At 75.9% G+C, this 22060-nt stretch carries 23 protein-coding genes and 1 tRNA gene; 13 read left to right on the top strand and 11 right to left on the bottom strand.

From position 1 onward, the window contains the following. Positions 1-9: 9 nt before the first annotated feature. The 5 genes from rplA to ACFQ80_RS16880 form a co-directional block, all read right to left on the bottom strand. Positions 10-720, bottom strand: coding sequence for a 50S ribosomal protein L1 (gene rplA / locus ACFQ80_RS16900; RefSeq protein WP_430550515.1), 711 nt, complete (start codon positions 718-720; stop codon positions 10-12). A gap of 140 nt (positions 721-860) precedes the next feature. Further along, the gene (rplK, locus tag ACFQ80_RS16895) at positions 861-1292 is read right to left on the bottom strand and encodes a 50S ribosomal protein L11 (protein WP_380323551.1); all 432 of its coding nucleotides are present in this window, start codon (positions 1290-1292) and stop codon (positions 861-863) included. A gap of 70 nt (positions 1293-1362) precedes the next feature. Next, positions 1363-2208 (bottom strand): transcription termination/antitermination protein NusG, encoded by an 846-nt coding sequence (gene nusG / locus ACFQ80_RS16890; protein ID WP_430550516.1) that lies wholly within the window; start codon positions 2206-2208, stop codon positions 1363-1365. A 62-nt stretch (positions 2209-2270) separates the two neighbouring features. Further along, on the bottom strand, positions 2271-2531 hold the full coding sequence (gene secE / locus ACFQ80_RS16885) for a preprotein translocase subunit SecE (RefSeq protein ID WP_430550517.1): 261 nt from the start codon (positions 2529-2531) through the stop codon (positions 2271-2273). 130 nt (positions 2532-2661) lie between these two features. Continuing rightward, positions 2662-2737: transfer RNA gene (locus ACFQ80_RS16880), tRNA-Trp, on the bottom strand. Between the two features lie 287 nt (positions 2738-3024). Between ACFQ80_RS16880 and ACFQ80_RS16875 the strand changes: the two genes are divergently transcribed. The 8 genes from ACFQ80_RS16875 (at position 3025) to ACFQ80_RS16840 (ending at position 10554) form a co-directional block, all read left to right on the top strand. After that, positions 3025-3972 (top strand): ABC transporter ATP-binding protein, encoded by a 948-nt coding sequence (locus ACFQ80_RS16875; protein ID WP_430564444.1) that lies wholly within the window; start codon positions 3025-3027, stop codon positions 3970-3972. Next, a complete protein-coding gene (locus tag ACFQ80_RS16870; RefSeq protein WP_430564443.1) occupies positions 3969-4865 on the top strand; it encodes an ABC transporter permease in 897 nt (298 codons plus the stop codon). The genes ACFQ80_RS16875 and ACFQ80_RS16870 overlap by 4 nt, the downstream gene beginning before the upstream one ends. A gap of 76 nt (positions 4866-4941) precedes the next feature. After that, on the top strand, positions 4942-6165 hold the full coding sequence (locus tag ACFQ80_RS16865; protein ID WP_430564442.1) for a sensor histidine kinase: 1224 nt from the start codon (positions 4942-4944) through the stop codon (positions 6163-6165). Beyond that, positions 6162-6809: a response regulator gene (locus tag ACFQ80_RS16860; protein WP_430550521.1), complete on the top strand. Its 648-nt coding sequence runs from the start codon at positions 6162-6164 to the stop codon at positions 6807-6809. The genes ACFQ80_RS16865 and ACFQ80_RS16860 overlap by 4 nt, the downstream gene beginning before the upstream one ends. 38 nt (positions 6810-6847) lie before the next feature. After that, on the top strand, positions 6848-7927 hold the full coding sequence (locus tag ACFQ80_RS16855) for an adenosine deaminase (protein ID WP_430564441.1): 1080 nt from the start codon (positions 6848-6850) through the stop codon (positions 7925-7927). Positions 7928-7934: 7 nt separating this feature from the next. Continuing rightward, on the top strand, positions 7935-8309 hold the full coding sequence (locus ACFQ80_RS16850) for a hypothetical protein (protein WP_430564440.1): 375 nt from the start codon (positions 7935-7937) through the stop codon (positions 8307-8309). Continuing rightward, complete coding sequence (locus ACFQ80_RS16845) at positions 8309-9901, top strand: sensor histidine kinase (protein ID WP_430564439.1); 1593 nt, start codon at positions 8309-8311, stop codon at positions 9899-9901. Before ACFQ80_RS16850 ends, ACFQ80_RS16845 begins: the two co-directional genes overlap by 1 nt. Beyond that, complete coding sequence (locus tag ACFQ80_RS16840) at positions 9898-10554, top strand: response regulator transcription factor (RefSeq protein WP_430550525.1); 657 nt, start codon at positions 9898-9900, stop codon at positions 10552-10554. Before ACFQ80_RS16845 ends, ACFQ80_RS16840 begins: the two co-directional genes overlap by 4 nt. Positions 10555-10643: 89 nt before the next feature. Here ACFQ80_RS16840 and ACFQ80_RS16835 read toward each other — a convergent pair whose 3' ends face one another. The 4 genes from ACFQ80_RS16835 to ACFQ80_RS16820 form a co-directional block, all read right to left on the bottom strand. After that, positions 10644-11063 carry a hypothetical protein gene (locus ACFQ80_RS16835; protein ID WP_430564438.1) on the bottom strand — a complete coding sequence of 140 codons (420 nt, stop codon included), beginning with the start codon at positions 11061-11063 and terminating at the stop codon, positions 10644-10646. Positions 11064-11169: 106 nt separating this feature from the next. Continuing rightward, positions 11170-12513: a phosphotransferase gene (locus ACFQ80_RS16830; RefSeq protein WP_430564437.1), complete on the bottom strand. Its 1344-nt coding sequence runs from the start codon at positions 12511-12513 to the stop codon at positions 11170-11172. An 85-nt stretch (positions 12514-12598) separates the two neighbouring features. Continuing rightward, on the bottom strand, positions 12599-13708 hold the full coding sequence (locus ACFQ80_RS16825) for a DNA glycosylase AlkZ-like family protein (protein ID WP_430564436.1): 1110 nt from the start codon (positions 13706-13708) through the stop codon (positions 12599-12601). Positions 13709-13745: 37 nt separating this feature from the next. After that, positions 13746-14690 carry a LysR family transcriptional regulator gene (locus ACFQ80_RS16820; protein ID WP_430564435.1) on the bottom strand — a complete coding sequence of 315 codons (945 nt, stop codon included), beginning with the start codon at positions 14688-14690 and terminating at the stop codon, positions 13746-13748. Positions 14691-14760: 70 nt separating this feature from the next. Here ACFQ80_RS16820 and ACFQ80_RS16815 point away from each other — a divergent pair, with 70 nt between their 5' ends. From ACFQ80_RS16815 to ACFQ80_RS16795, 5 genes are all read left to right on the top strand, one after another. Beyond that, complete coding sequence (locus tag ACFQ80_RS16815; protein ID WP_430564434.1) at positions 14761-15789, top strand: EamA family transporter; 1029 nt, start codon at positions 14761-14763, stop codon at positions 15787-15789. 10 nt (positions 15790-15799) lie between these two features. Further along, on the top strand, positions 15800-17041 hold the full coding sequence (locus tag ACFQ80_RS16810) for a sensor histidine kinase (RefSeq protein WP_430564433.1): 1242 nt from the start codon (positions 15800-15802) through the stop codon (positions 17039-17041). Further along, the gene (locus tag ACFQ80_RS16805; RefSeq protein ID WP_430564432.1) at positions 17038-17703 is read left to right on the top strand and encodes a response regulator; all 666 of its coding nucleotides are present in this window, start codon (positions 17038-17040) and stop codon (positions 17701-17703) included. The genes ACFQ80_RS16810 and ACFQ80_RS16805 overlap by 4 nt, the downstream gene beginning before the upstream one ends. A gap of 143 nt (positions 17704-17846) precedes the next feature. Then, positions 17847-18131 (top strand): SHOCT domain-containing protein, encoded by a 285-nt coding sequence (locus tag ACFQ80_RS16800; RefSeq protein WP_430550533.1) that lies wholly within the window; start codon positions 17847-17849, stop codon positions 18129-18131. Between the two features lie 285 nt (positions 18132-18416). Then, complete coding sequence (locus tag ACFQ80_RS16795) at positions 18417-19442, top strand: L,D-transpeptidase family protein (protein ID WP_430564431.1); 1026 nt, start codon at positions 18417-18419, stop codon at positions 19440-19442. Between the two features lie 18 nt (positions 19443-19460). On the opposite strand, the gene ACFQ80_RS16790 is transcribed toward ACFQ80_RS16795, so the two are convergent. Further along, entirely contained in the window at positions 19461-20687 is a 1227-nt protein-coding gene (locus ACFQ80_RS16790) for a UDP-N-acetylmuramate dehydrogenase (protein WP_430564446.1), read from the bottom strand. A gap of 2 nt (positions 20688-20689) precedes the next feature. After that, positions 20690-21973 carry an MFS transporter gene (locus tag ACFQ80_RS16785; protein ID WP_430550535.1) on the bottom strand — a complete coding sequence of 428 codons (1284 nt, stop codon included), beginning with the start codon at positions 21971-21973 and terminating at the stop codon, positions 20690-20692. Between the last annotated feature and the right edge of the window lie 87 nt (positions 21974-22060).

The following is a 22060-nucleotide window of genomic DNA, read 5'->3' as shown; positions in this document are numbered from 1 at the left end:
CTGCCGGGATCACGCCTCCTCGAGGAGCTTCGAGGTGCGCGACTGGTCGAGCGGGATGCCCGGGCCCATCGTCGTCGTCATCGTGGCCTTGGTGATGTACCGGCCCTTCGACGACGTCGGCTTGAGACGCAGGACCTCGTCGAGCGCGGCGGCGTAGTTCTCCACCAGCGCCTTCTCGTCGAAGGACGCCTTGCCGATGATGAAGTGCAGGTTCGCGTGCTTGTCGACGCGGAACTCGATCTTGCCGCCCTTGATGTCGGACACGGCCTTGGTCACGTCCATCGTCACGGTGCCGGTCTTCGGGTTCGGCATGAGACCGCGGGGGCCCAGCACCTTGCCCAGGCGACCGACCTTGCCCATGAGGTCCGGCGTCGCCACGGCGGCGTCGAAGTCGGTGTAGCCGGCGGCGACCTTGGCGATCAGGTCGTCACCGCCGACCTCGTCGGCCCCGGCCGCCACGGCCTCCTCGGCCTTGGCGGCGTTCGCGAAGACGATCACGCGGGCCGTCTTGCCGGTGCCGTGCGGGAGGTTGACCGTGCCGCGGACCATCTGGTCGGCCTTGCGGGGGTCGACGCCCAGGCGGAACACGACCTCGACGGTCGCGTCGTACTTGACCGTCGCGGTCTCCTTGGCGAGGCGGACCGCCTCGAGGGGGCTGTACAGGTTCTCGCGGTCGATCTTCTCGGCCGCGGCGCGGTACGCCTTGCTGCGCGTTGCCATCTGCTTCTCCTTCTGCAGTCGTGGTGAGCGGGTCCGCGCGGACCCTGCCACGTGCCCGACGTCGATCGCCGGGACTTGGTCCGAGCCGCCCGGACCGCGCCGGAAGGATCCGGTCACGGTCCGGGCGGCCCGGTCACGGATCACTCCGCGACGGTGATGCCCATCGAACGAGCGGTGCCGGCGACGATCTTCATCGCGGCGTCGATGTCGTTCGCGTTGAGGTCCTGGAGCTTGGTCTGCGCGATCTCGCGGACCTGGTCCTGGGTGAGCTGCGCGACCTTGACGGTGTGCGGGGTCGCGGAGCCCTTGGCCACACCGGCGGCCTTCTTGATGAGCTCGGCGGCCGGCGGCGTCTTCGTGATGAACGTGAACGAGCGGTCCTCGTACACGGTGATCTCGACGGGGACGACGTTGCCGCGCTGCGACTCCGTGGCCGCGTTGTAGGCCTTGCAGAACTCCATGATGTTCACGCCGTGCTGACCGAGCGCGGGGCCGATCGGCGGGGCGGGCGTGGCCGCACCGGCGTTGATCTGGAGCTTGATGAGGCCGGAGACCTTCTTCTTGGGAGGCATGACTCTTCCCTGACTTTCTTGTTCGTGGGCCGACGCCGTGGGCGATGACCCGGTTGCAGTACCGCGTCCGTCAGATCTTGGCGACCTGGTTGAACGACAGCTCGACCGGGGTCTCCCGGCCGAAGATGGAGACGAGGACCTGGAGCTTCTGGGCCTCGGCGTTGATCTCGGAGATCGTGGCGGGCAGCGTGTCGAACGGGCCGTCGGTGACGGTGACCGACTCGCCGACCTCGAAGTCGACCTCGACCGGGGCCTTCGCCGTCGCGCCCGACGCCGCCGCGGCCTTGCCGGCCTCGGGGGCCGCCTCGACGAACACCGGCGCCAGCATCGAGTAGACCTCGTCCAGCGTCAGCGGCACGGGCTGGTGCGTGTGGCCGACGAAGCCGGTCACGCCCGGCGTGTGGCGCACGGCGCCCCACGACTCGTCCGTGAGGTCCATGCGCACGAGGACGTAACCGGGGATGCGGACGCGGCGGACGGTCTTCTTCTGCGCGTTCTTGATCTCGGTCACCTCCTCCATGGGGACCTCGATCTGGAAGATGTAGTCCTCCATGTTCAGGCTCTGGATGCGGTTCTCCAGGTTGGCCTTCACACGGTTCTCGTACCCGGCGTACGAGTGGATGACGTACCAGTCGCCGAGCTGCGAGCGCAGGGTGCGGCGGAACTCCTCGGCCGGGTCCTCGACGACGTCACCGTCGGCGTCCGCCGGGCGCTCGTCCTCGTCCGCCTCGTCGGCAGCGTCCTCGTCCTCGGCGGCCTCGTCCTCGACGGTCTCGTCGGCAGCGTCCTCGACGTCCGCCTCGGCCGCCGCGTCCGTGGCGGGGTCCGCGGGCACGTCGAGGTCAGCCGCGGCGCCGTCGGCGTCGGGCTGGGTGGGGTCGACGTTCTCCGTCTGGTCCAGCGGATCCTGGGACACGAACGAACCTGCTTTCTGGAATCTGCTTGCTTCGGGGGCGGGCGTCCGGCGGCCTGCCGAGGTCAGTCGCCGAAGAGGGCGAGGACGCCCAGTCCGATGACCCAGTCGAGGGCCACCACGAACAGCATGACCACGGTGACGAACACCAGCACCACGATCGTGTAGTTGACCAGCTCCGAGCGGGTCGGGGTCACGACCTTGCGGAGCTCCGCCACGACCTGGCGCACGAAGAGCGCGATGCGCGCGAACAGGTTCGGGCGCTTGCCGGTGGCCGACCTGCCCCCGCCGGGCGTCCCCACGGCCTCAGCCGGTGACTCGCTCACTCGCTCTACCCCGTTTCGCGTTCCCGCCGCGGCCACGCCACCTGCCGGCGACGCGCCCACGGCACTGACTCCTGGCGTTCCGGGGTCATGCGGATGGCCCCGCTGCGCGCGGCCCCGCGGGGGATCACGCTGGCAGGGTAGACAGGACTCGAACCTGCAACCTGCGGTTTTGGAGACCGCTGCGCTACCAATTGCGCCACTACCCTTCGTGCTCGACACCCGTGTCGCCACGCTCGAAGCACCCCGGAAGGGCGCGCTCGATCTTGGCGGGCATCAACCACCGAGGGACAACTGTACGCGACGCAGGGGCCTGGGTCGAACCACGCCGGAACCACGCCGGAACCACGCTCGAACCGGGCTCGAACCGGGCTCGAACCGGGCTCGACACTCCCGCCCGGCCGTCCGCCCGACGCCCGCCGTCCACCGATCGGTGGACCCGCGGTCCCGCCGTCCGAGGCTCCCGCGGGGCCCCCGCGGGCGGGAGGCTCGACGCATGACCTCGACGACGACACCCTCCCCGGCTCCCCCGCCGGCCGCCCCTCGCGGGCGTCCCGGCGTCCGTCCCCCCGGCGCACCGGGGTCCCCCGGCGGCGCCGTCCGCGTCCGCGGGCTCGCCAAGCGCTACGGACCCAAGCAGGCGGTCGACGGGCTGGACCTCGACCTCGCGACGGGCGAGATCGTCGCCGTGCTCGGCCCCAACGGCGCGGGCAAGACGACGACGATCGAGATCCTCGAGGGGTTCCGCGACCGCGACGCCGGCGAGGTGCGCGTGCTCGGCGAGGACCCCGCCCGGGCCGGGCGGGCCTGGCGGGCGCGGCTCGGCGTCGTCGCGCAGGACTCGCGCGACCAGGCGGAGCTCACCGTCGCGGAGTCCGTGCGCTCCACCGCCCGGTACTACCCGGCGCCCCGCGACCCCGACGAGGTCGTCGAGGCCGTGGGCCTCGCGCCCAAGGCGGGCGCGCGGGTGCGCTCCCTGTCGGGCGGGCAGCGGCGCCGGCTCGACGTCGCGCTCGGCGTCGTCGGCCACCCGGAGCTCCTCTTCCTCGACGAGCCGACCACCGGCTTCGACCCGCAGGCGCGGCGGACGTTCTGGGACCTCGTGCTGGGCCTGCGGGACACCGGCACCACCATCCTGCTCACCACGCACGACCTCGCCGAGGCCGCGCACCTGGCCGACCGCGTCGCCGTCGTGCGCGACGGGCGCGTCGTCGCGGAAGGGACGCCCGAGACGCTCGGCGGCCCGGGCGCGCGCACCCCCCTGGTGACCTGGACCGCCGACGGCGTCCGGCACTCCGAGCGCACCGACGCGCCGACGGCGCTCGCCGCGCACCTCATGGCGACCGTCGCCGGCGTCGACGGCGAGGTCGCCGACCTGTGCATCACCCGCCCCAGCCTCGAGGACGTCTACCTGGGGCTCCTGACGACGGAGGACGACCGATGAGCACCACGGACCAGGCGGACCAGGTGGACCAGGTGTCGACGGGCGCGACCGCCGCGTCGTCGGGCCGTGCGGACACGGGCGGGCGGCTGCCCGGGCTCGGACGGCTCACGCTGGTGCGGGCCGCCGTGGAGCTGCGCCAGTTCTGGCGCGAGCGCGACGCCGTGATCTTCGTGTTCGCCTACCCCATCGTCATGCTCGCGATCTTCGCGTCCGTGTTCGGGAGCGAGGACCAGGGCACCGAGGTCGCCCAGATCGGCTTCGCCCAGTACTTCCTGCCCGGCATGGTCGCGACCGGCATCATGCTCACCAGCTTCCAGTCGCTGGCCGTCTCCATCGCCGTGGAGCGCGACGACGGCACGCTCCGCCGCCTGCGCGCCACTCCCCTGCCGGTGACCGCGTACGTGGGCGGCAAGGTGGCGCTGACGCTCGCGACGTCGGTCGTGCAGACGGCCCTGCTGCTGGCCGTCGCGGCCCTCGCCTTCGACGTCCCGCTGCCCACCGACGCCGGCCGCTGGACCACGTTCGCCTGGGTGTTCGCGCTCGGGGCCGCCGCCGGCACGGTCTGCGGCGTCGGGTTCTCGTCCCTGCCGCGGTCCGGGCGGTCCGCGAGCGCCGTCGTGACGCCGGTCGTGCTGGTGCTGCAGTTCATCTCGGGCGTGTTCTTCGCGTTCTTCGCCCTGCCGGGCTGGATGCAGACCCTGGCCTCGGTGTTCCCCCTCAAGTGGATCGCTCAGGGCATGCGGTCCGTCTTCCTGCCGGAGGAGATGGCGGCGCTCGAGACGAGCGGGTCCTGGCAGCACCCCGCGACCGCTGCTGTACTGGTCGCATGGCTGATCGTGGGGCTGGTCGTCGGGGTGCGCACCTTCCGGTGGCGGCGCCGTGACGACGGCTGACGGCGCCCCCGGCACAGAGCCCGCCGCATCGTCCGCCGCATCGTCCGGCGCGGCGGCCGACGACGAGGTCGCCCGGGTGACGTCCGACCCCTGGGACCGGCAGGTCGTGTGGTGGGACGTCGGGTTCGTCCTCATCGTGCTGCTGACCGCGTCGGCGATGGCGCTCGGCGGGGACTCGAACGCCCGCGAGCTGTGGACGGCGTACGCCGCGATGGCCGTCATGCTCGTCGGGTACGCCGTGTGGGGCGCTCCCGCGGCCCGCAGCCGCGACCAGCGCCGGGCGCTGGCCTACACGGTCGTGCTGATCGTCGGGACCGCGGTCGCCGTCGCCCAGGGCGGCCTGGCCACGTTCCTGCTGTTCGCGTCGTTCACGCAGCTCTGGATGCTGCTGGAGCCGCCGCGCCGCGCCGTGGTGGCGAGCGTCGCCCTCGGCGTCGCGACCACGTTCGCCATCGCCGCCCAGCAGGGGTTCGACGTCCCGACGCTGATCGAGGCCGCACCGCAGATGGGCATCGCGATCGCGTTCTCCGTGCTGCTCGGGCTCTGGTTCGCCGCGACGATGCGCCGCTCGGAGGAGCGGGCGCGGCTGCTGCACGAGCTGCGCCAGGCGCAGGCGGAGCTCGCCGAGTCGCACCACGCGGCGGGCGTGACGGCGGAGCGGGAGCGCATCGCCCGGGAGATCCACGACACGCTGGCGCAGGGTTTCACGAGTGTCGTGACGCAGGCGCAGGCGGCGTCGGCGGCCCTCGACCGGGGCGAGCAGGACCGCGCCCGGGAGCGGCTGCTGGTCGTGGAGCAGACCGCGCGGGACAACCTCGCGGAGGCCCGTGCGCTCGTCGCCGCCTTCGCACCCGTGCCCCTGCAGGGCTCGACGCTGGCCGAGGCGCTGCGCCGCCTGGCCGAGCGGTTCACCGCCGAGACGGGCACGCCCGTGACGCTGGACGTGGCCGGGGCGGCCGGCCCGGCGCGCACCGGCGGCGCCACGGGCCAGGCGGCCGCCGACGTGGTGCTGCTGCGCTCGGCACAGGAGGCGCTGGCGAACGTGCGCAGGCATGCGGGAGCTCGTGCGGTGACGATCCTGCTCGCCCGAGGCGGCTCAGTCCCCGGGGCACCGCCCGACGTGCGGCTCGAGGTGACCGACGACGGGCGGGGCCTGCCGCCCGGCCAGGTCGACGGTCTCGGGCTGGCCGGGATGCGGGAGCGCGTCTCCGCGGTGGGCGGCACGCTCGTCGTCGAGCCCGGCGAGGGCGGCGGCACGCGCGTCGAGGTGCACGTGCCGGCCTCGGGCGGCGCCGCGTGAGCGGGGCGGGGACGACGGGCACGGTGCGCGTGCTCGTCGTCGACGACCACCCGGTCGTGCGCTCGGGGATCATCGGGATGCTCGACGGCGAGCCCGACGTCGAGGTCGTGGGCGAGGCCCCGGACGGCGAGGTCGCGGTGGCGCTGGCCGTCGAGCTGGCGCCCGACGTCGTGCTCATGGACCTGCGCATGCCCCGCCTGGACGGCGTGGGCGCGACGGCGCGCATCGTGGGGGCGTCCCGCGGCGGCGGGCCGAGCGTCGTCGTCCTCACGACGTACGACACGGACGCCGACATCCTGCGCGCCGTCGAGGCGGGCGCGACGGGCTACCTGCTCAAGGACACCCCGCGCGACGAGCTCGTGGCGGCGGTGCGCGCGGCCGCGCGGGGCGAGACCGTGCTGGCGCCGGGCGTCGCGACCCGGCTCGTGACGAGCGTGCGGACCGCGGCGGAGCGGCCCACGGCGCGCGAGGCCGAGGTGCTCGGCCTCGTGGCGCGGGGCCTGTCCAACGCCGCCGTCGGGCGGGAGCTGTACATCGCGGAGGCCACGGTGAAGACGCACCTGCTGCGGGCGTTCGCGAAGCTGGGCGTGGACGACCGCACCGCCGCCGTGACCGTGGCGCGCGAGCGCGGCTGGCTGCCCTGACCGGGCCCGCACCCACCGGGTCGGGGCAGACTGGCGCCGTGCGCGATCTGGCGAAGCTCCCCAAGGCCCACCTGCACCTGCACTTCACGGGGTCGATGCGGGTGCCCACCCTGCGCGACATGGCGGCCGGGCACGGTGTCCGGCTGCCGAGCGCCCTCACGGACGGCGACCCGCTGCGGGTGCCGGCCGACGAGCGGGGCTGGTTCCGGTTCCAGCGCCTCTACGACGCGGCCCGCGCGTGCGTGCGGTCGGAGGCGGACATGCGCCGCCTGGTCGACGAGGCCGCCGAGGACGACGCCGCCGAGGGGTCGCGGCGGCTCGAGATCCAGGTGGACCCGACGTCGTACGCGCCGTTCGTCGGGGGCATCACGCCGGCGGTCGAGATCGTGCTGGACGCGGCGCGGGCCGCGAGCGCCGCGCACGGCGTCGAGGTGGCGGTGGTCGTGGCCGCGTCGCGGATGCGCCACCCGCTCGACGCCCGCACCCTCGCCCGCCTCGCGGCCCGGTACGCGGGCGACGGCCCGGGCGAGGTCGTGGGCTTCGGTCTGTCCAACGACGAGCGGCGCGGCGACACCGCCGAGTTCGCGGCCGCGTTCCGGATCGCACGCCGGGCGGGGCTGGCGTCGGTGCCGCACGGCGGCGAGCTGCTCGGCCCGTCGCACGTGCGCGACGTCGTCGACGCCCTGCACCCCGACCGGCTGGGCCACGGGGTGCGGGCCGGGGAGGACCCCGCGCTGCTCGCCGAGCTCGTGGAGCGCGAGGTGGCCCTCGAGGTGTGCCCCGCCTCGAACGTCGGCCTCGGCGTGTACGCCGACACGTCCCAGGTGCCGCTGCGGCCGCTGGTCGAGGCGGGCGCCCGCGTCGCCCTCGGCGCGGACGACCCGCTGCTGTTCTCCTCCCGGCTGCTCGACCAGTACGTCGCCGCCCGCGAGGTGCACGGGTTCACCGACGCCGAGCTCGCGGACCTGGCACGGTCGTCGGTGCGGGCGAGCCGGGCGTCGGACAGCACGCGGCGCCGCCTGCTGGCCGACGTCGACGCCTGGCTCGCGGCACCCGACCCGGGGCCGGGTCACGGGGCCGGGGCGCTCTCATCTGCGTCTCATCCGTCCGCGGGATGATCCGGCCATGGCTCAACGGGCGGCGGAACGGTCGGGACGTCGGTGGCGCGCCGCGGTGCCCTGGGTGCTCGGCGTGGCGCTCGTCGCGCTGATCGGCGGGGTCCTTGCCGCCGCGATGTCGTCGGTGCCCGAGGACCGCGACGTGGGCGGCGTCGTGGTCGTCTCCCCCACGCCCGACCCGGCGTCGCCGACGCCGTCGCCGTCCGGGGAGGCGACGCCGTCGCCGTCCGGGAGCCCCACGCCCACGCCGACGCGGACGTCCGACGACGGCGGCGTCGCGCCCGTCCCGCCCACGGACGACGACGATGACGACGACGGGCCCGACGACGATGACGGGCCCGACGACGATGACGACGCCCCCGACACGGACGAGGACGACTGATGGCGCGAACCCCGCGGCCCCAGGGCGGGCCGACCGTCCGCACGCGCATCCTGGCCGTCCTCCTCGCCCTCACCGCCCTCGCGGTCGCGCTGGCCGGGGCGACCGCGTACCTCCTGACGTACGAGCAGGTCGACGACCGCATCGACGCCGACCTCACCGAGAGCGCCGACGAGCTGCGCACCCTCGCCGCGTCCGGCGTCGACCCCGTGACGGGCGACCCGTTCTCGTCGGCCGAGGAGGTGGTGGTGACCGCCATCCAGCTCGACGTCCCCGCCCGGCACGAGGGCGTCATCGGGCTCCGCACCGGACAGCGCCCCCTGGTGTCCCAGCAGGCCGTCGAGGTGCACCTCCAGGACGACGCCGAGTTCGTCGCCGCGGTCACGCCGCTGCTCGACTCCGACCAGGTCGTGCTGCGGACGATCAGCACCGCGACCACCGACTACCGCGCGCTCGTCGCGCCCGTCGCCGCGCTGCCCGGGGCGAACGACGCCGTGCCGACGTCGAGCGAGCCCGCGGCGCTCGTGCTCGCCTACGACCGGGTCGCGGAGCACGCGGAGACCCAGGCCGTCTTCCGCAGCTACGCGCTCGTGGCGCTCGCCGCGCTGGTCGTGACGGGCGTCGTGGGGTGGCTGCTCGCCGGGCGCCTGCTGCGCCCGATCCGGATGCTCGCGCGCACCGCGCAGCAGATCGGCGAGTCGGACCTGTCCGCCCGGATCCCCGAGTCGGGCAACGACGACCTCACCCACCTCACGCGAGCCTTCAACGGGATGCTCGACCGGCTCGAGGGCTCGTTCGAGTCCCAGCGCCGCCTGCTCGACGACGTCGGGCACGAGCTCCGCACGCCCCTGACGATCGTGCGCGGCCACCTGGAGCTCATGGACACCGCCGACCCGGCGGACGCGGCGGAGACGCGCGACCTCGCGCTCGACGAGCTCGACCGGATGCACCGCCTGGTCGACGACCTGGTCACCCTCGCGACCGTCGGGCAGCCCGACTTCGTGCGGCCCGCGCCGGTCGAGCTGGGCCGGCTCACCGACGACGTGCTCGACAAGGCGCGGACGCTGGGCGAGCGCACCTGGCTGGTCGACTCCCGCACCGACGCCCGCACGATGGCGGACGCGCAGCGCCTCACCCAAGCGTGGCTGCAGCTCGCCGCCAACGCCGTGAAGTTCTCCGCGCCGGGCAGCGTGGTCGCGATCGGGTCACGCACGACGCCGGACGGGGCGCGCGTGCGCCTGTGGGTGCGCGACGAGGGTGTCGGCATCGCGCCGGACGACCTGGAGCGCGTCTTCGACCGTTTCGCGCGCGGCGACCACGACGGCGAGCGGCGGGACGGCTCCGGGCTCGGCCTGGCGATCGTCGCGGCCATCGCCGAGGGGCACGGCGGCGAGGTGACGGTCGAGTCCGTCCCCGGCCGGGGCTCCACGTTCGCGGTCGTCGTGCCCGTGCTGCCCGTGCCCGACGCGGGCCCCGACCCGACCCCCGGGCGCGCCGTGCCCCCCGTCGGCCGCACGGCGCCGACCGCGCGCTCCGCGCCCACCCCCGAGCTGCCCCCGCGCACCGCCCCCGACCGGGAAGGACCCGCCACGTGAGCCAGATCCTCATCGCGGAGGACGAGACCCGCATCGCGTCGTTCGTCGCGAAGGGGCTGCGCGCCTCCGGCTACGCGAGCACGACGGTCGCGACCGCGCGGGAGGCGTTCGACCTCGCGTCGTCGGGCGACTTCGACCTCATGGTGCTCGACCTCGGGCTGCCCGACCAGGACGGCTTCACGGTGCTGCGCCGGCTGCGCGAGGCGAGGGTGACGCTGCCGGTCATCATCCTCACCGCCCGCACGTCCGTGGCGGACACGGTGGCCGGGCTCGAGGGCGGCGCCGACGACTACATGCCCAAGCCGTTCCGCTTCGAGGAGCTGCTGGCCCGCATCCGGCTGCGGCTGCGGGCCGAGCCGGCGGGCGAGGTCACGGTGCTCAGCCACGGCGACCTCAGCCTCGACCTGCGCACCCGCCGGGCCACCGCCGCCGGCGTCGAGGTGGACCTGTCGGCCCGGGAGTTCGCGCTCGCCGAGGCGTTCCTGCGCAACGCCGGGCAGGTGCTCAGCCGCGAGCAGCTGCTCTCGCGGGTGTGGGGGTACGACTTCGACCCGGGCTCCAACGTGGTGGACGTGTACGTGCGCTACCTGCGCAACAAGCTCGGCGCCGAGCGGTTCGTCACCGTGCGCGGCATGGGCTACCGCCTGGCCTGACCCGACATGCCGAACAGGCGGTCGTGCACGTTCTGAACGCTCAGAACGTGCACAACCGCCTGTTCGCCGTCGGGGGCGGGTCGGGGTGGTCAGTCCGCGGACGCCGCCGTCGGGGCGGTCTGCGCCGACTGCGGGGTGACCGGGCTGACCGGGCTGACCGGAGAGGCCGCGGTCGCCGGACTGGCGGCGGTCGGCGCCGTCTGGGCGGACGGGGCGGTGTTCGCGGTCTGCGTCGTCGGCGCGGTGGTCGCCGTGGCGACCGAGCCCGCCGTCACGGTGGTGATGGACGTGCCGTTCGCCGTCGCCGCCGGCGACGGGCTCGCGGCCGTGCCCACCGCCGCCGAGCCCGCCGAGCCCGCCGGGGCCCCGTCGTCGCCCACCTGCACGGCGGACGCGACGACCGCGTCGGACGGCGTGCGGTCGAACGTGCCCTGGGCCGCGGCGACGCCGGCACCCAGGCCGACCGCGCCCAGCGCGCCCGTGACGATCCATGCGCTGCGTGCCTTCATCGTGCTGCTCCTTCGTCGGGTGGTTCCTGGCGGGCGTCTCCCGCCGACTGGTCCCCAGCCTCGTGGGCCACCGTGAGAGGGCCGGGAGGCGTGGATGAGAGGGTTCTCAGACTGCGGCCGCGTCCGCGGCGAGGCGCTCGGCGACGTCGAGGAACTCCCCCACGGCCGCGGCGTCCTCGGCCCCCGCCGCCAGGGAGACGACGACGGCCGCGGCCCGGGCGCGCAGCAAGGCCGGCTCCACCGCGCTGCCGAAGGCCTCGAGGCAACGGTCCACCAGCCCGCCCACCCCCGCGTACGCGCCCGGGTCGAGCGACGGCAGCACCGCCAGGTGCGCGACGGCGCACGCCAGGTCGTCCACCAGGTACCCGGGGCCCAGGGTGTCGACGTCGAGCACGGCGCCGACGCGCGGTCGCGCCCGGCCGCCGGCATCCGCCCGGCCGGTCCCGGGGTCCAGCAGCAGGTTCGCGGCGTGCAGGTCGCCGTGCGTCACGACGAGCGGCCCGGGGTCGCCCGCGGCGACGACGACGTCGATCGCCTCGCGCAGCGCGGCGAGCCGGGCGGCGTCGACCCCGTGCACGGTCGCGAGCGCACCGAGGTAGTGGGCCGAGCGGTCGGCCCACGCGGGGCGGCGCGGCAGGGCGAGGCCCGCGCGCGGCAGCGCCGTCGCGACCCGCAGCAGCTCCGCCGGGTCGATGCCGGCGGGCTGGTCGGCGGCGGGGGTGCGCGCGACGAGCTCCGCGACGGACTCGCCGCGGATCTCGTCGAGCAGGACGACGCCGTCGGAGGCCCAGGACCGGACCCGCGGCGCGGCCACGCCGCCGGGGCGCGCCGTGAAGAGCGCGTGCCGCCGCACGAGGTCGTCGACGCGCGTCGGGCGCACCACCTTGACGTACGCGGCGCCGTCCGCGGTGCGCGCCCGCAGCACGGCACGGCGCAGGGGGCGGTAGGTGACGGTCTCGAGGGAGAGCAGCGGGGCGTCGGACCCGGCGGCGCGCAGGCGCCCGGCCACCCGGTCGGGCGTGCTGCCCGCCGCGAGCCCGGGCAGGGCCGGGTCGTACGGGTGGCGCCACACGTGCACCGAGCGCCCGCCGTCGTCGAGTCGCACGACGCCGGGGCCGAGGCCGCCGTCCGCGTCGGCACCGGCCCGGTCGCCGCGGGCACGGCGGAACGCCGACGCGCGGGCGCTCGTCGCGAACAGGTGCTCCGGCCCGCGGACCGTGCGCCCGCCGGCCTCGCGACGCGCGACGACGTCGTACGCCACGGTGACCTCGGCGCCGGGGCGTGCGTGCACCTGCCGCACCGACCACGACTCGAGCGCGGCGCCGTCGGCCGCGAGCGCCGCGCCCAGGACGTCCGCGGCCGCGTCGCCGGTGAGCAGGTCGAGCCAGGCGCGGTGGTCCGCGGGCGGCGTCGGGGTGGGGCGCGTCGGGGCGGGGCTGGTGGGCGGCACGGCACCATCCGACGGGGCGCGCGCGTGACCGGGGTGAGACGTCGATGAGAGGACTCTCATCCGGCCGGGCCGGAGGGCGGGAGCGTCAGAGGGACACGTCGTCGAGCCCGAGCCACCCGGCGAGGTCCGCGAGCTCGCCGCGCACCGCCTGCGACACGTCGGGGTCGAACGGCAGGTCCTCGTGGATCGCGGCCACCCGGAGCACGCCCGCCCTGCGGTCGGCGGTGGCGTCGACCTTGCCGACGAACCGGTCCCCGTGCAGCACGGGCAGCGCGAAGTAGCCCCAGCGACGCTCGGCGCGCGGCTTGTACATCTCGAGCACGTAGTCGAAGTCGAAGACCTCCAGCAGCCGGGCACGGTCCTGCACGAGCGCGTCGAACGGCGAGAGCACCGCGGTGCGGCCCTCGAACGGCTCGTCGACGCCGTCCAGGGCTGCCGGGTCCACGAGCCACGTCCGCTCGGTGCCCTCCACGGTGACCGGCGTGCCCACCAGGTCCACGTGGTCCTCGTCCCCCGGCAGGCCGGGCAGGCGGGCCCGGGTGATGCCGCGCGCCCGCACGCGGCGCGCGACCCGCTCGCGCGCCGCCTCCGCGCGCGGCAGCGGGTCGACGTCCGGGTACACGCGCTCGGCCAGGTCCCACAGCCGGTCGCGGCCCCGTCGCCCGCAGACGGCGACGTCGCCGTGCAGGCTCGCGAACTCCAGCATCTGCGTGACGTTGCGGTGCCCGGTCCAGCCGGTCGAGCGCCAGGGCCGCACGCTCGTGTCGGGGACGTCGCGGGCGACGAGCGGCCCCTCGGCCTCGAGCAGGCGCAGGACGTCGTCGAGGAACGGCGCGTTGTCGTGGAACCAGCCGGCGCGCCAGTCCCCGAACGGCCACCGGCGCATCTGCTCGAGGTACAGCGGCAGGTCCTCGATCGACCGCACCGTGCCGCCGAGGCGGAAGAGCATCCGGTCGGCGAGCGCGTCCTCCACCGCCCCGGGCCACGTCGCGCGGCCGAGCCTCGACCACGGGACCAGGTCGACGGCGGGCGCGACGGCGGCGGTCGGGTCGACCGGCAGCACCATCAGGTGCTCGACCGTCGCCAGGAGGTCGTCCGGGCGGTGGGCGTCGAGCAGCTGGGCCCGCACCGCGATGCGGCGGGCCTGGTCCCGCGTCAGCCTGACGGGCGTGCCCGTGCCCCGGTCGGTGACCACCCGACGACGGTAGCGCCGGGCCCCGACACCCGACCGGCTACCCGCGGACGTCCGCCGCCACGCCCGCCGCGACCGACCTGCCCGCGGCGACCACCTGGTCGAGCACGGCGAGGGTCGCCGGACCGGGCGCCCCTCCGGTCGTGCGGTGCCGGGCGACGATCTGCCGCGTCCCCAGCCCGGGCAGCGCGACGACCTGCACGGCCTCGGGCAGGGGGTCCCGCGCCGCGAGCGCCGGGACGACGGCGACGCCGAGGTCGGCGGCGACCAGCGCGAGGGCGACCGCGTAGTCGTCGTACCGGTGCGTCAGCGGCGTCGTCGCCCCCGAGGCGGCGTGCGCGCGCTGCACCACGCGGTCGGCGGCGTGGCCCGCCTCGGCCCCGAGCCAGGTGGCGTGGGCCAGGTCGGTCAGCCGCTCGGGCGCGGGCCGGTCGGCGGGCAGCACGACCAGCCACGGCTCGTCCAGGACCGGCACGTCGCGCATCCCGGCAGGGGTGGTCCGCCCGATGGCGCTCTCGGTCTCGGTGAGGATCAGGTCGAGGTCTCCGCGGCGCAGGTCCCGTTGCGCGGCCTCGCCCTCGGTCTGGCACAGGTGGACGTCGAGGCCGGGGGCGGTGCGCGCCAGCCCCCCGGCCAGCGGCGCGAGCAGGCCGCCGACCAGGGTGGGCGACGCGCCCACCGCGACGGTCCCGCTCGGCTCGCCGGCCAGCTCGGCGAGGGCCCGGCGCGTGTCGGTGAGCTCGGCCTCGATGCGCTCCGCCGCGGCGACGACCAGCCGGCCGGCGGGCGTGAGGACGGCCCCGGCGGGCTGCCGGTCCACGAGCCGTTGGCCCGACTCCGCCTCCAGGCGCGCGACCTGCTGCGAGACGGCCGACGGGGAGACGCCGAGCGCCGCGCCGGCGGCCACGATGCCGCCGTACCTGTGCACCGCGAGGAGGGTGGCGATCCGGCGGGGGTCCAGGTGGGTCGGACGAGCCTGCTGCATCACAAAATCTTAAGGCAGACCCCGCGTAACTTCTATTGATCTACAGCAATGCGTCGCCCACGATGGGGCGATGTCGACGTCGAACCTCCCGCCCCGTTCCGCGGACGGACCGGCCCCGGCGCGCGGCGGTGCCGTCCTGGTCGCCGCGGGCGCGCTGCTGTGGGGCACGGGCGGCGTCGCGGCCGCGACGATCGCCGCCCACAGCGCGATGTCGCCCACCGCGGTCTCCGCGCTGCGCCTGCTCGGGGGCGGCCTGGCCGTGCTCGCGGTCACCGCGGCCACCGGGCAGCTCCGCCGGGTCCCCCGGACCCGCGCCTCCGCGCGGCACGTCGCGCTCACCGCCGCGCTGACCGCCGTCTTCGGGGCCGCCTACTTCCAGTCCGTCGCGCACGTGGGCGTCGCGGTCGCCACCGTGGTCGCCCTGGGGGCGGCGCCGCTGGTCGTGGCGGCCCGCGCCGCCGTCCGCGCGCGCCGGCTCCCGCGCGTCCCGGTGCTCATGGGACTCGTGACGTCCGTCGTCGGGCTCGCGCTCGTCAGCGGCGTGCGGCCGGTCGCCGGCTCGTCCCGGGACCTGGCAGCGGGACTGGCCCTCGCGCTCGTCGCCGCCGTCGCGTTCGCCGCGACCACCGTCGTCAACCGGCGCGCGCTGCCCGGGCTGGGGCCCGCCCCGCTGCTCGGGACGTCGTTCCCGCTGGCGGGGCTCGTGTCGCTGCTCCCCGCCGCCGGGACCGGCCTCGCGCTCGGCTCCCTCGACGCCACGGCGTGGTGGACCCTCGCCTTCCTCGCCCTCGTGCAGACCGCCGTCGGCTACCTGGCGTTCTACGCCGGGCTCCAGCGCGGCGTCGGCGCCACGTCGGCGGCGCTGCTCTCGCTGCTGGAACCGGTCGGCGCCGCCGTCCTGGCCGTCGCCGTGCTGGGCGAGGCGCTCACGCCGACGGCGGTCCTCGGCATCGCCCTCGTCCTCGGGGCCGTGCTGCTCGCCCGGGACCGGGCCGTCACGCCCCGCCCGCGGGCAGGCGCCCGTCGGCGGGCGGATGGTCCCCCGGGACGACCCGGCACGGCACCCCGGGCGGACGCGCGGGAGGGCGCCGCGGCGTAGCGTGCCGGGCATGGACCGCGGCCCGCTCGACCGGCGGCGCCCCCGGCTGTTCCTCGCGGTGGCGCTGGCCGTCGTCGTGACGGTCGGGACGTTCGGGGCGTCGCACTGGCAGCCGGGCGCGCGCGACGTCGACGCGCTGGGGCTGCTGCTCGCGCTCGTGGGGCCGGTCGTGCTGCTCACGCTCCCCCGCCGCCCCGTCCTCGCGGTGCTGCTCGCGGTCGGCGCCGTCGGCACCTACCTCGCGCTCGGCTACGCCTGGGGGCCGGCGCTGGGCGGCACGGTCGGAGTCCTGGTCATGGTGCTGCTCACGGGGCCCGCCGCCCGGGCGCGGGTCGTCGCCTGGTCGGGCGCCGTGCTGATGTGGGGAGTCGTGGTGGGCGCGGCCGCCCTGCGCGACGACGGGACCCGCGTCGGCGGCCTGCTCGGCGGCGCCGCCTGGACCGCCGTCGCGCTGCTGGTCGCGACCGGCGTCCGGGAGCGGCTCGCCCGGGCCGCCGCGTGGCGGGCCGCCCGCGCGGACCGGGAGCGGACCGCCGTCGCCACCGAGCGCCTCCGCATCGCGCGCGAGCTGCACGACGTCCTCGCGCACTCCCTGTCCGCGATCAACGTGCAGGCGGGCGTCGGGCTGCACCTGCTGGACCGCGACGTCGACCAGGCGCGCTCCGCGCTCGCGTCCATCAAGGCCACGAGCCGCGACGCGCTCGACGAGGTGCGCGCCGTGCTCGGCGTCGTCCGCGGCGAGGACGACGGCGGCGACGGCACCTCCGAGCCGCGCACGCCCACCTGGGACCTCGCCGCCCTCCCCCGCCTGGCGGAGCCGCTGCGCGCCCGCGGTGTCGCCGTGCGCTTCGACGTCGACCCCGACCTCCTGCCCCCGGGCGCCGTCCCCGCGCACCTCGCCGGCGTGGCGTACCGCGTGGTGCAGGAGGCGCTGACCAACGTGGGCCGGCACGCGTCGCGGGCGCGGACCGTCGTCGTGCGCGTCGCCGGGGGCGGCGACCTGCTGCGCGTCGCGGTGGACGACGACGGCGGGCCGTCCGGCGCGCGCGGGGACGCGGTCGGCTACGGGCTGCGCGGCATGCGCGAACGCGTCGAGGGCGCGGGCGGCGCCCTCGACGCCGGGCCCGGCGCGCGCGGGTTCTCCGTCGCCGCGACCATCCCGCTGCCCGCCGACGTGTCCGCCCCGGGGCCGTCGGACGCACGGCCTCCTCGGGCGCCGCGGGGGTCCGACAGCTCGCGGGAGGACGCATGATCCGGGTGCTGCTGGCCGACGACCAGGCACTGGTGCGCGGCGGCTTCCGCGCGCTGCTGGACGCCGAGGACGACATGACCGTGGTGGGCGAGGCCGCGACCGGCGACGAGGCCGTGCGCCTGGCCCTGCGGCTGCGGCCCGACGTCGTGCTCATGGACGTGCGGATGCCCGGCGCGGACGGGCTGGAGGCGACCCGGCGCATCGTCGCCGACCCGGGCGCGGGCGGCGTGCACGTGGTGGTCGTGACGACGTTCGAGCTGGACGAGTACGTGGCCGAGGCCATCCGCGGCGGCGCGAGCGGCTTCCTCGTCAAGGACACCGAGCCCGCCGACCTCGTGCGCGCGGTGCGCGTGGCGGCGGCCGGCGACGCGCTGCTCTCCCCCGGCGTCACCCGCCGGCTGCTCGCCCGGGTCGCCGACGCGACCCGCGACGTGCCGCCTCCTCCCGGCCTCGACGACCTCACCGCCCGCGAGCGCGAGGTGCTCGTCGAGGTCGCCGGCGGCCTGTCCAACGACGAGATCGCGCGCGCCCTCTACCTGTCCGAGTCGACCGTCAAGACGCACGTCTCGCGCGTCATGGCCAAGCTGGGCGCCCGCGACCGCGCGCAGCTCGTCGTCGCGGCGTACGAGGGCGGCGTCGTGCGGCCGGGCTGGACCGGCTGACCTCCGCCGGCCCGGCGCACCACGGCGGCACGAGGGGACGACGCAGGTCGGTACGAGGGGCTGACGACGGCGCCCGCCCCGCCGGGCGACGGTGGTGGCGAAGGGCCCGCACCGGGCGGACCCACCGTCACGAGGAGTCCCCGATGCTCACCACTGCCACCGCGACCGCCGTCCCCGCGGCCCTCGCCGCGCACCCGTACGCCGCCGGCGGCGGGCCGGGCTGGTGGATCGTCTTCCCGATCCTGTGGTTCCTGCTCTTCGCCACCGTCGTGTTCCTCATCGCCCGCCGCGCGCGCCGGTACGGCCCGCCGTGGGCCCGCGGCGGTGCGGGCGGCGTCGACGTCCTGGGCGAGCGGTACGCCCGCGGCGAGATCGACGAGGCCGAGTACCGGCAGCGGCTCGCCGTCCTCAAGGAGGACCGGCGCTGAGGGCCGGCGCTGACGACCGGCGCCGCTCCGGTCGAGAACGCGATCGGTCCCGCCGCCCCGAGGGCGGCGGGACCGACCGCGTTCTCGACGGGTTCGCTCGCCCCGCGGACCGGGCCCAACCTTTTCCCTCCGTCGTGCGTCTGAGCAGGTGAACGGCAGACGACAGGTCACGACACGGTGACGATCACGACACGAACGGAGCGCTGCGTTCGCGCCCCGGGCACCCGCAGGGCACGGTAGTACCCCGCGGCGCGCCTGGTGCGCCGACGGCGCGGAAGGGGCTCCATGCGTACGGTTCCCAGCCTGAGGCGACGCCTGCGGGCGTCGCTCGTCGGCGTCCCGGTGGTGCTCGCCCTGACCCTTGCCGGGTGCGCTCCCCTGTCCGGCGAGACCGAGCCCGAGCCGGGCGCGGCCCCGACGACCTCCGCTCCCTCGTCCGAGGACGGCGCCGGGTCGGCGTCCGACGACGCGCAGGGTCGTGCCGACCAGGACGCGCAGGAGCAGGCCGAGCAGGAGGCCGCCGAGAAGAAGGCGGCGGAGAAGAAGGCCGCCGAGGAGCAGGCCGAGCAGGACGCTGCGGAGGAACGGGCCGCGGAGAAGGCGAAGAAGGCCGCGGAGAAGAAGGCCGCCGAGAAGAAGGCCGCCGAGAAGGCCGCGAAGGAGCAGGCGGAGCAGGAGGCGGCGGAGAAGAAGGCCGCCGAGGAGCGGGACAAGATGCTCGAGTACGGCGACTCCGGCGAGCGGGTCGTCGCGCTCCAGGAGCGGCTGCAGGAGCTCGGGTACTTCATCCAGGACGCCGACGGAAGCTTCGGCCCGGCCACCCAGCAGGCGGTGTGGGCGCTGCAGAAGGCCGCCGGGCAGTACCGTGACGGCGTCGTGGGTCCCAAGACGCAGGCCGCGCTGGACGACGGCGTCCGCCCGAAGGCGCACACGTCGTCGGGCAAGGCGATCGAGATCGACCTCGACCGGCAGCTGCTCATGACCGTCGAGGGCGGCAAGGTCACCCGGATCATCAACGCGTCGTCGGGCAACGGCGAGACGTACGAGGCCAAGGGCCGCAGCTACCACGCGACGACGCCGCGCGGCTCCTACGCCGTGTACATGGAGCGCAACGGCATGCACGAGTCCACGCTGGAGCTGGGGTCGATGTACCGGCCGAAGTACTTCTCCGGCGGGTACGCGGTGCACGGCTCGGGGTCCATCCCGCCGTACCCCGCGTCGCACGGCTGCGTACGCGTGTCCAACGCCGCGATGAACTGGCTCTGGGACTCGTGGGGCACGCCGAAGGGCACGCCGGTCGTCCTCTACTGACCCGGCCCGCGGTGCCGGCTACAGGGCGGTGCCGACCAGGACCGGCTCGGGCTCGAGCTCGATGCCGAACGCGTCGCGGACGCCGTCGCGCACGGCGCGGGCGAGGGCCACGAGGTCGGCCGCCGTCGCTCCGCCGCGGTTGGTCAGCGCGAGCGTGTGCCGCGTCGACAGGCGCGCCGGGCTGTGCTCGCCCGCGACGCCGAAGCCCTTGGTGAACCCCGCGTGCTCGATGAGCCAGGCGGCGCTCGTCTTCACGAGCGTCGGGTCGACGACGCCGAGGCTCGGGCTCACCGTCGACTCCGGCGTCGCGGAGCGCACGGCGAAGCGCGGCGCGTCCTCGGGCAGCTCGTCCGCCGCGTCGGCCGGCAGCACCGGGTTGGTGAAGAACGACCCCGCCGACCAGCGGTCGTGATCGCCGAGCGGCACCCCGCCCACGCCGTCCAGCAGCATGCCCTTGCCGCCGCGCAGCTCCAGCACGGCCTCGCGCACCTCGGCCGACGGCGCGCGCTGCCCCACCTCGACGCCGAGGCGCCGGGCGAGCTCGCCGTAGCCGACGGGCGCGGACAGGCTGCCGAGCCGCATCTGCAGGTTGACCTCGAGCACGACGTACCGCGGCGTGGGGTACCAGGGCGCGCCCTCGCCGCCGTCGGCCCGCATCGTGCGCTTGAGCAGCGACGTGCGGTACCCGAAGCCCAGCTCGCTGAGCGTGAAGGTCCTGCGGCTGCCGGTGGCGCGGTCCCAGGTGACCACCGACGCGACGACGCCGGACACCTCCTGGCCGTACGCGCCGATGTTCTGCACCGGCGCGGCGCCGAGGGTGCCCGGGATGCCGGACAGCGCCTCGACCCCCACCCACTCGTTCGCGACGGCCTCGGCCACGAAGGCGTCCCAGTCCTGCCCGGCGGGCAGGCGCAGGCTCGCGCCCCCGCAGGCGCCGTCGGTGCCGCAGGAGTCCTCGAGGTCGGCGCTGAGGCCCTGGCGCGCGTCGCGCACGACGACGCCGGCGAACCCCTCGTCCGCGACCAGCAAGTTGGAGCCGCCGCCGATCACGAGCAGCGGCCGCCCGGCGTCGTCCGCGGCGCGCACCGCGTCGATCAGCTCGGCCTCGGACTCCGCCTCGACGTACTCGTCGACCGGGCCTCCGACGCGCAGCGTGGTGAGCTCGGAGAGGGCCGGAGCGGCCGTCTCGCGCCCGTCGTGCTCACGGGCGGGCTCGTCGGCGGACGGCGTGTTCAGGGTCGACAGGCTCACTCGCCCAGCGTACGCGCCGGGTCGGGAGCGGCCGGCAGCGGCTTCGCCGCCCCGGCGACCAGCAGCCCCAGCGCCACGGGCACGGCCAGCACCAGCAGGGCGTCGCGGTAGCCGACGTGCTCGGCGAGGAAGCCGATGAGCGCGGGGCCGACGAAGAACGCCGAGTACCCGATCGTCGAGACGACGGAGACGCGCAGGGCGGCACGCTTCGGGTCGTCCGAGGCGGCGGACATGCCCAGCGGGAACCCGAGCGACGCGCCGGCGCCCCAGATCGCGACCCCGACCAGCGCGACCCACAGGGACGGCACGAGCGCGAAGACGAGGACGCCCACGAGCGCGGCCGCGCCGCACACCCGCAGCATGGGCACGCGGCCGTAGCGGTCGATGAGCGACGTGCCCGCCAGCCGGGCGAGCGTCATCGCGCACAGGAAGACGGCGAGGCCGATGGCGCCGACGGAGTCGTCGGTGCCGAAGCCGTCGACGACGGCGAGGCTCACCCAGTCGTTCGCCGCCCCCTCGGTGAGGGCGGCGGCGAGCACGACCAGTCCCACGAGCAGCGTGCGCGACTCGCGCCAGGTCGCCAGGGTGTCGCGCAGGGTGTGGCCGGTGCCCGTGTCGACGGCCGTGGCCGGGTCGGCCCGCGTGTCCGGCGCGGGCGCCCCCACCGCCGCGGCGTCCGCCGTCGGCTCGAAGAACCGCACGCAGGCCACCACCACCAGCAGGTCGATCACCATCACGGTGATGACGTGCCCGGGCAGCGAGGCGCCGGCGTGCGCCGCCAGGGCGCCGATGCCCGCGCCCGCGACCGTCCCGAGCGAGAAGCCGGCGTGGAAGCGCGGCATGACGGACTTCCCCAGGCGCTGCTCGACGACGGCGCCCTCGAGGTTCATCGCCGCGTCCCAGATGCCCACGCCCATGCCGCCGAGGAAGAGGCCGACGCGCACCAGCATCGGGTGGTCGCCGTCGACGGCGAGGGTGGCGACGGCGAAGCCGGCGGCGGCCAGCGCGGCGAACGACACGCAGGTGCGGCCGGCGCCGATGCGGGAGGCGATCATGCCCGACAGCGGCAGCGCGACGAGCGACCCGATGGCTCCCGTGAGCAGCAGCACGCCCATCTCCGCCTCGGAGAAGCCGAGGCCGTCACGCACCGCGGGGATGCGGGAGGCCCACGTGGCCATCCCGATCCCGGCGACCACGAAGACGACGAAGACGGCCCAGGCCGCACGGACGGCGTGCGCGGGCGGCGCGGCCGGGCGCTCGGGCGGCAGATCGGTGCTCACGGTCCGACGCTTCCGGATTCCGCCACGCCGGTCAAATCGATTCGAGCACGCGCTGGTCAGCGCAGGTAGGCTTCGCCCCGGACCTCG

The organism is Isoptericola sp. NPDC056578, from assembly GCF_042793275.1.
Lineage (GTDB): Bacteria > Actinomycetota > Actinomycetes > Actinomycetales > Cellulomonadaceae > Isoptericola.
This window is presented reverse-complemented; position numbering and strand designations above follow the sequence as displayed.

Coding starts and splice junctions, on each gene's coding strand:
- rplA (WP_430550515.1), bottom strand. CDS start 720: ATGGCAACGCGCAGCAAGGCGTACCGCGCCGCGGCCGAGAAGATCGAC.
- rplK (WP_380323551.1), bottom strand. CDS start 1,292: ATGCCTCCCAAGAAGAAGGTCTCCGGCCTCATCAAGCTCCAGATCAAC.
- ACFQ80_RS16875 (WP_430564444.1), top strand. CDS start 3,025: ATGACCTCGACGACGACACCCTCCCCGGCTCCCCCGCCGGCCGCCCCT.
- ACFQ80_RS16870 (WP_430564443.1), top strand. CDS start 3,969: ATGAGCACCACGGACCAGGCGGACCAGGTGGACCAGGTGTCGACGGGC.
- ACFQ80_RS16850 (WP_430564440.1), top strand. CDS start 7,935: ATGGCTCAACGGGCGGCGGAACGGTCGGGACGTCGGTGGCGCGCCGCG.
- ACFQ80_RS16845 (WP_430564439.1), top strand. CDS start 8,309: ATGGCGCGAACCCCGCGGCCCCAGGGCGGGCCGACCGTCCGCACGCGC.
- ACFQ80_RS16835 (WP_430564438.1), bottom strand. CDS start 11,063: ATGAAGGCACGCAGCGCATGGATCGTCACGGGCGCGCTGGGCGCGGTC.
- ACFQ80_RS16820 (WP_430564435.1), bottom strand. CDS start 14,690: ATGCAGCAGGCTCGTCCGACCCACCTGGACCCCCGCCGGATCGCCACC.
- ACFQ80_RS16815 (WP_430564434.1), top strand. CDS start 14,761: ATGTCGACGTCGAACCTCCCGCCCCGTTCCGCGGACGGACCGGCCCCG.
- ACFQ80_RS16810 (WP_430564433.1), top strand. CDS start 15,800: ATGGACCGCGGCCCGCTCGACCGGCGGCGCCCCCGGCTGTTCCTCGCG.
- ACFQ80_RS16805 (WP_430564432.1), top strand. CDS start 17,038: ATGATCCGGGTGCTGCTGGCCGACGACCAGGCACTGGTGCGCGGCGGC.
- ACFQ80_RS16800 (WP_430550533.1), top strand. CDS start 17,847: ATGCTCACCACTGCCACCGCGACCGCCGTCCCCGCGGCCCTCGCCGCG.
- ACFQ80_RS16795 (WP_430564431.1), top strand. CDS start 18,417: ATGCGTACGGTTCCCAGCCTGAGGCGACGCCTGCGGGCGTCGCTCGTC.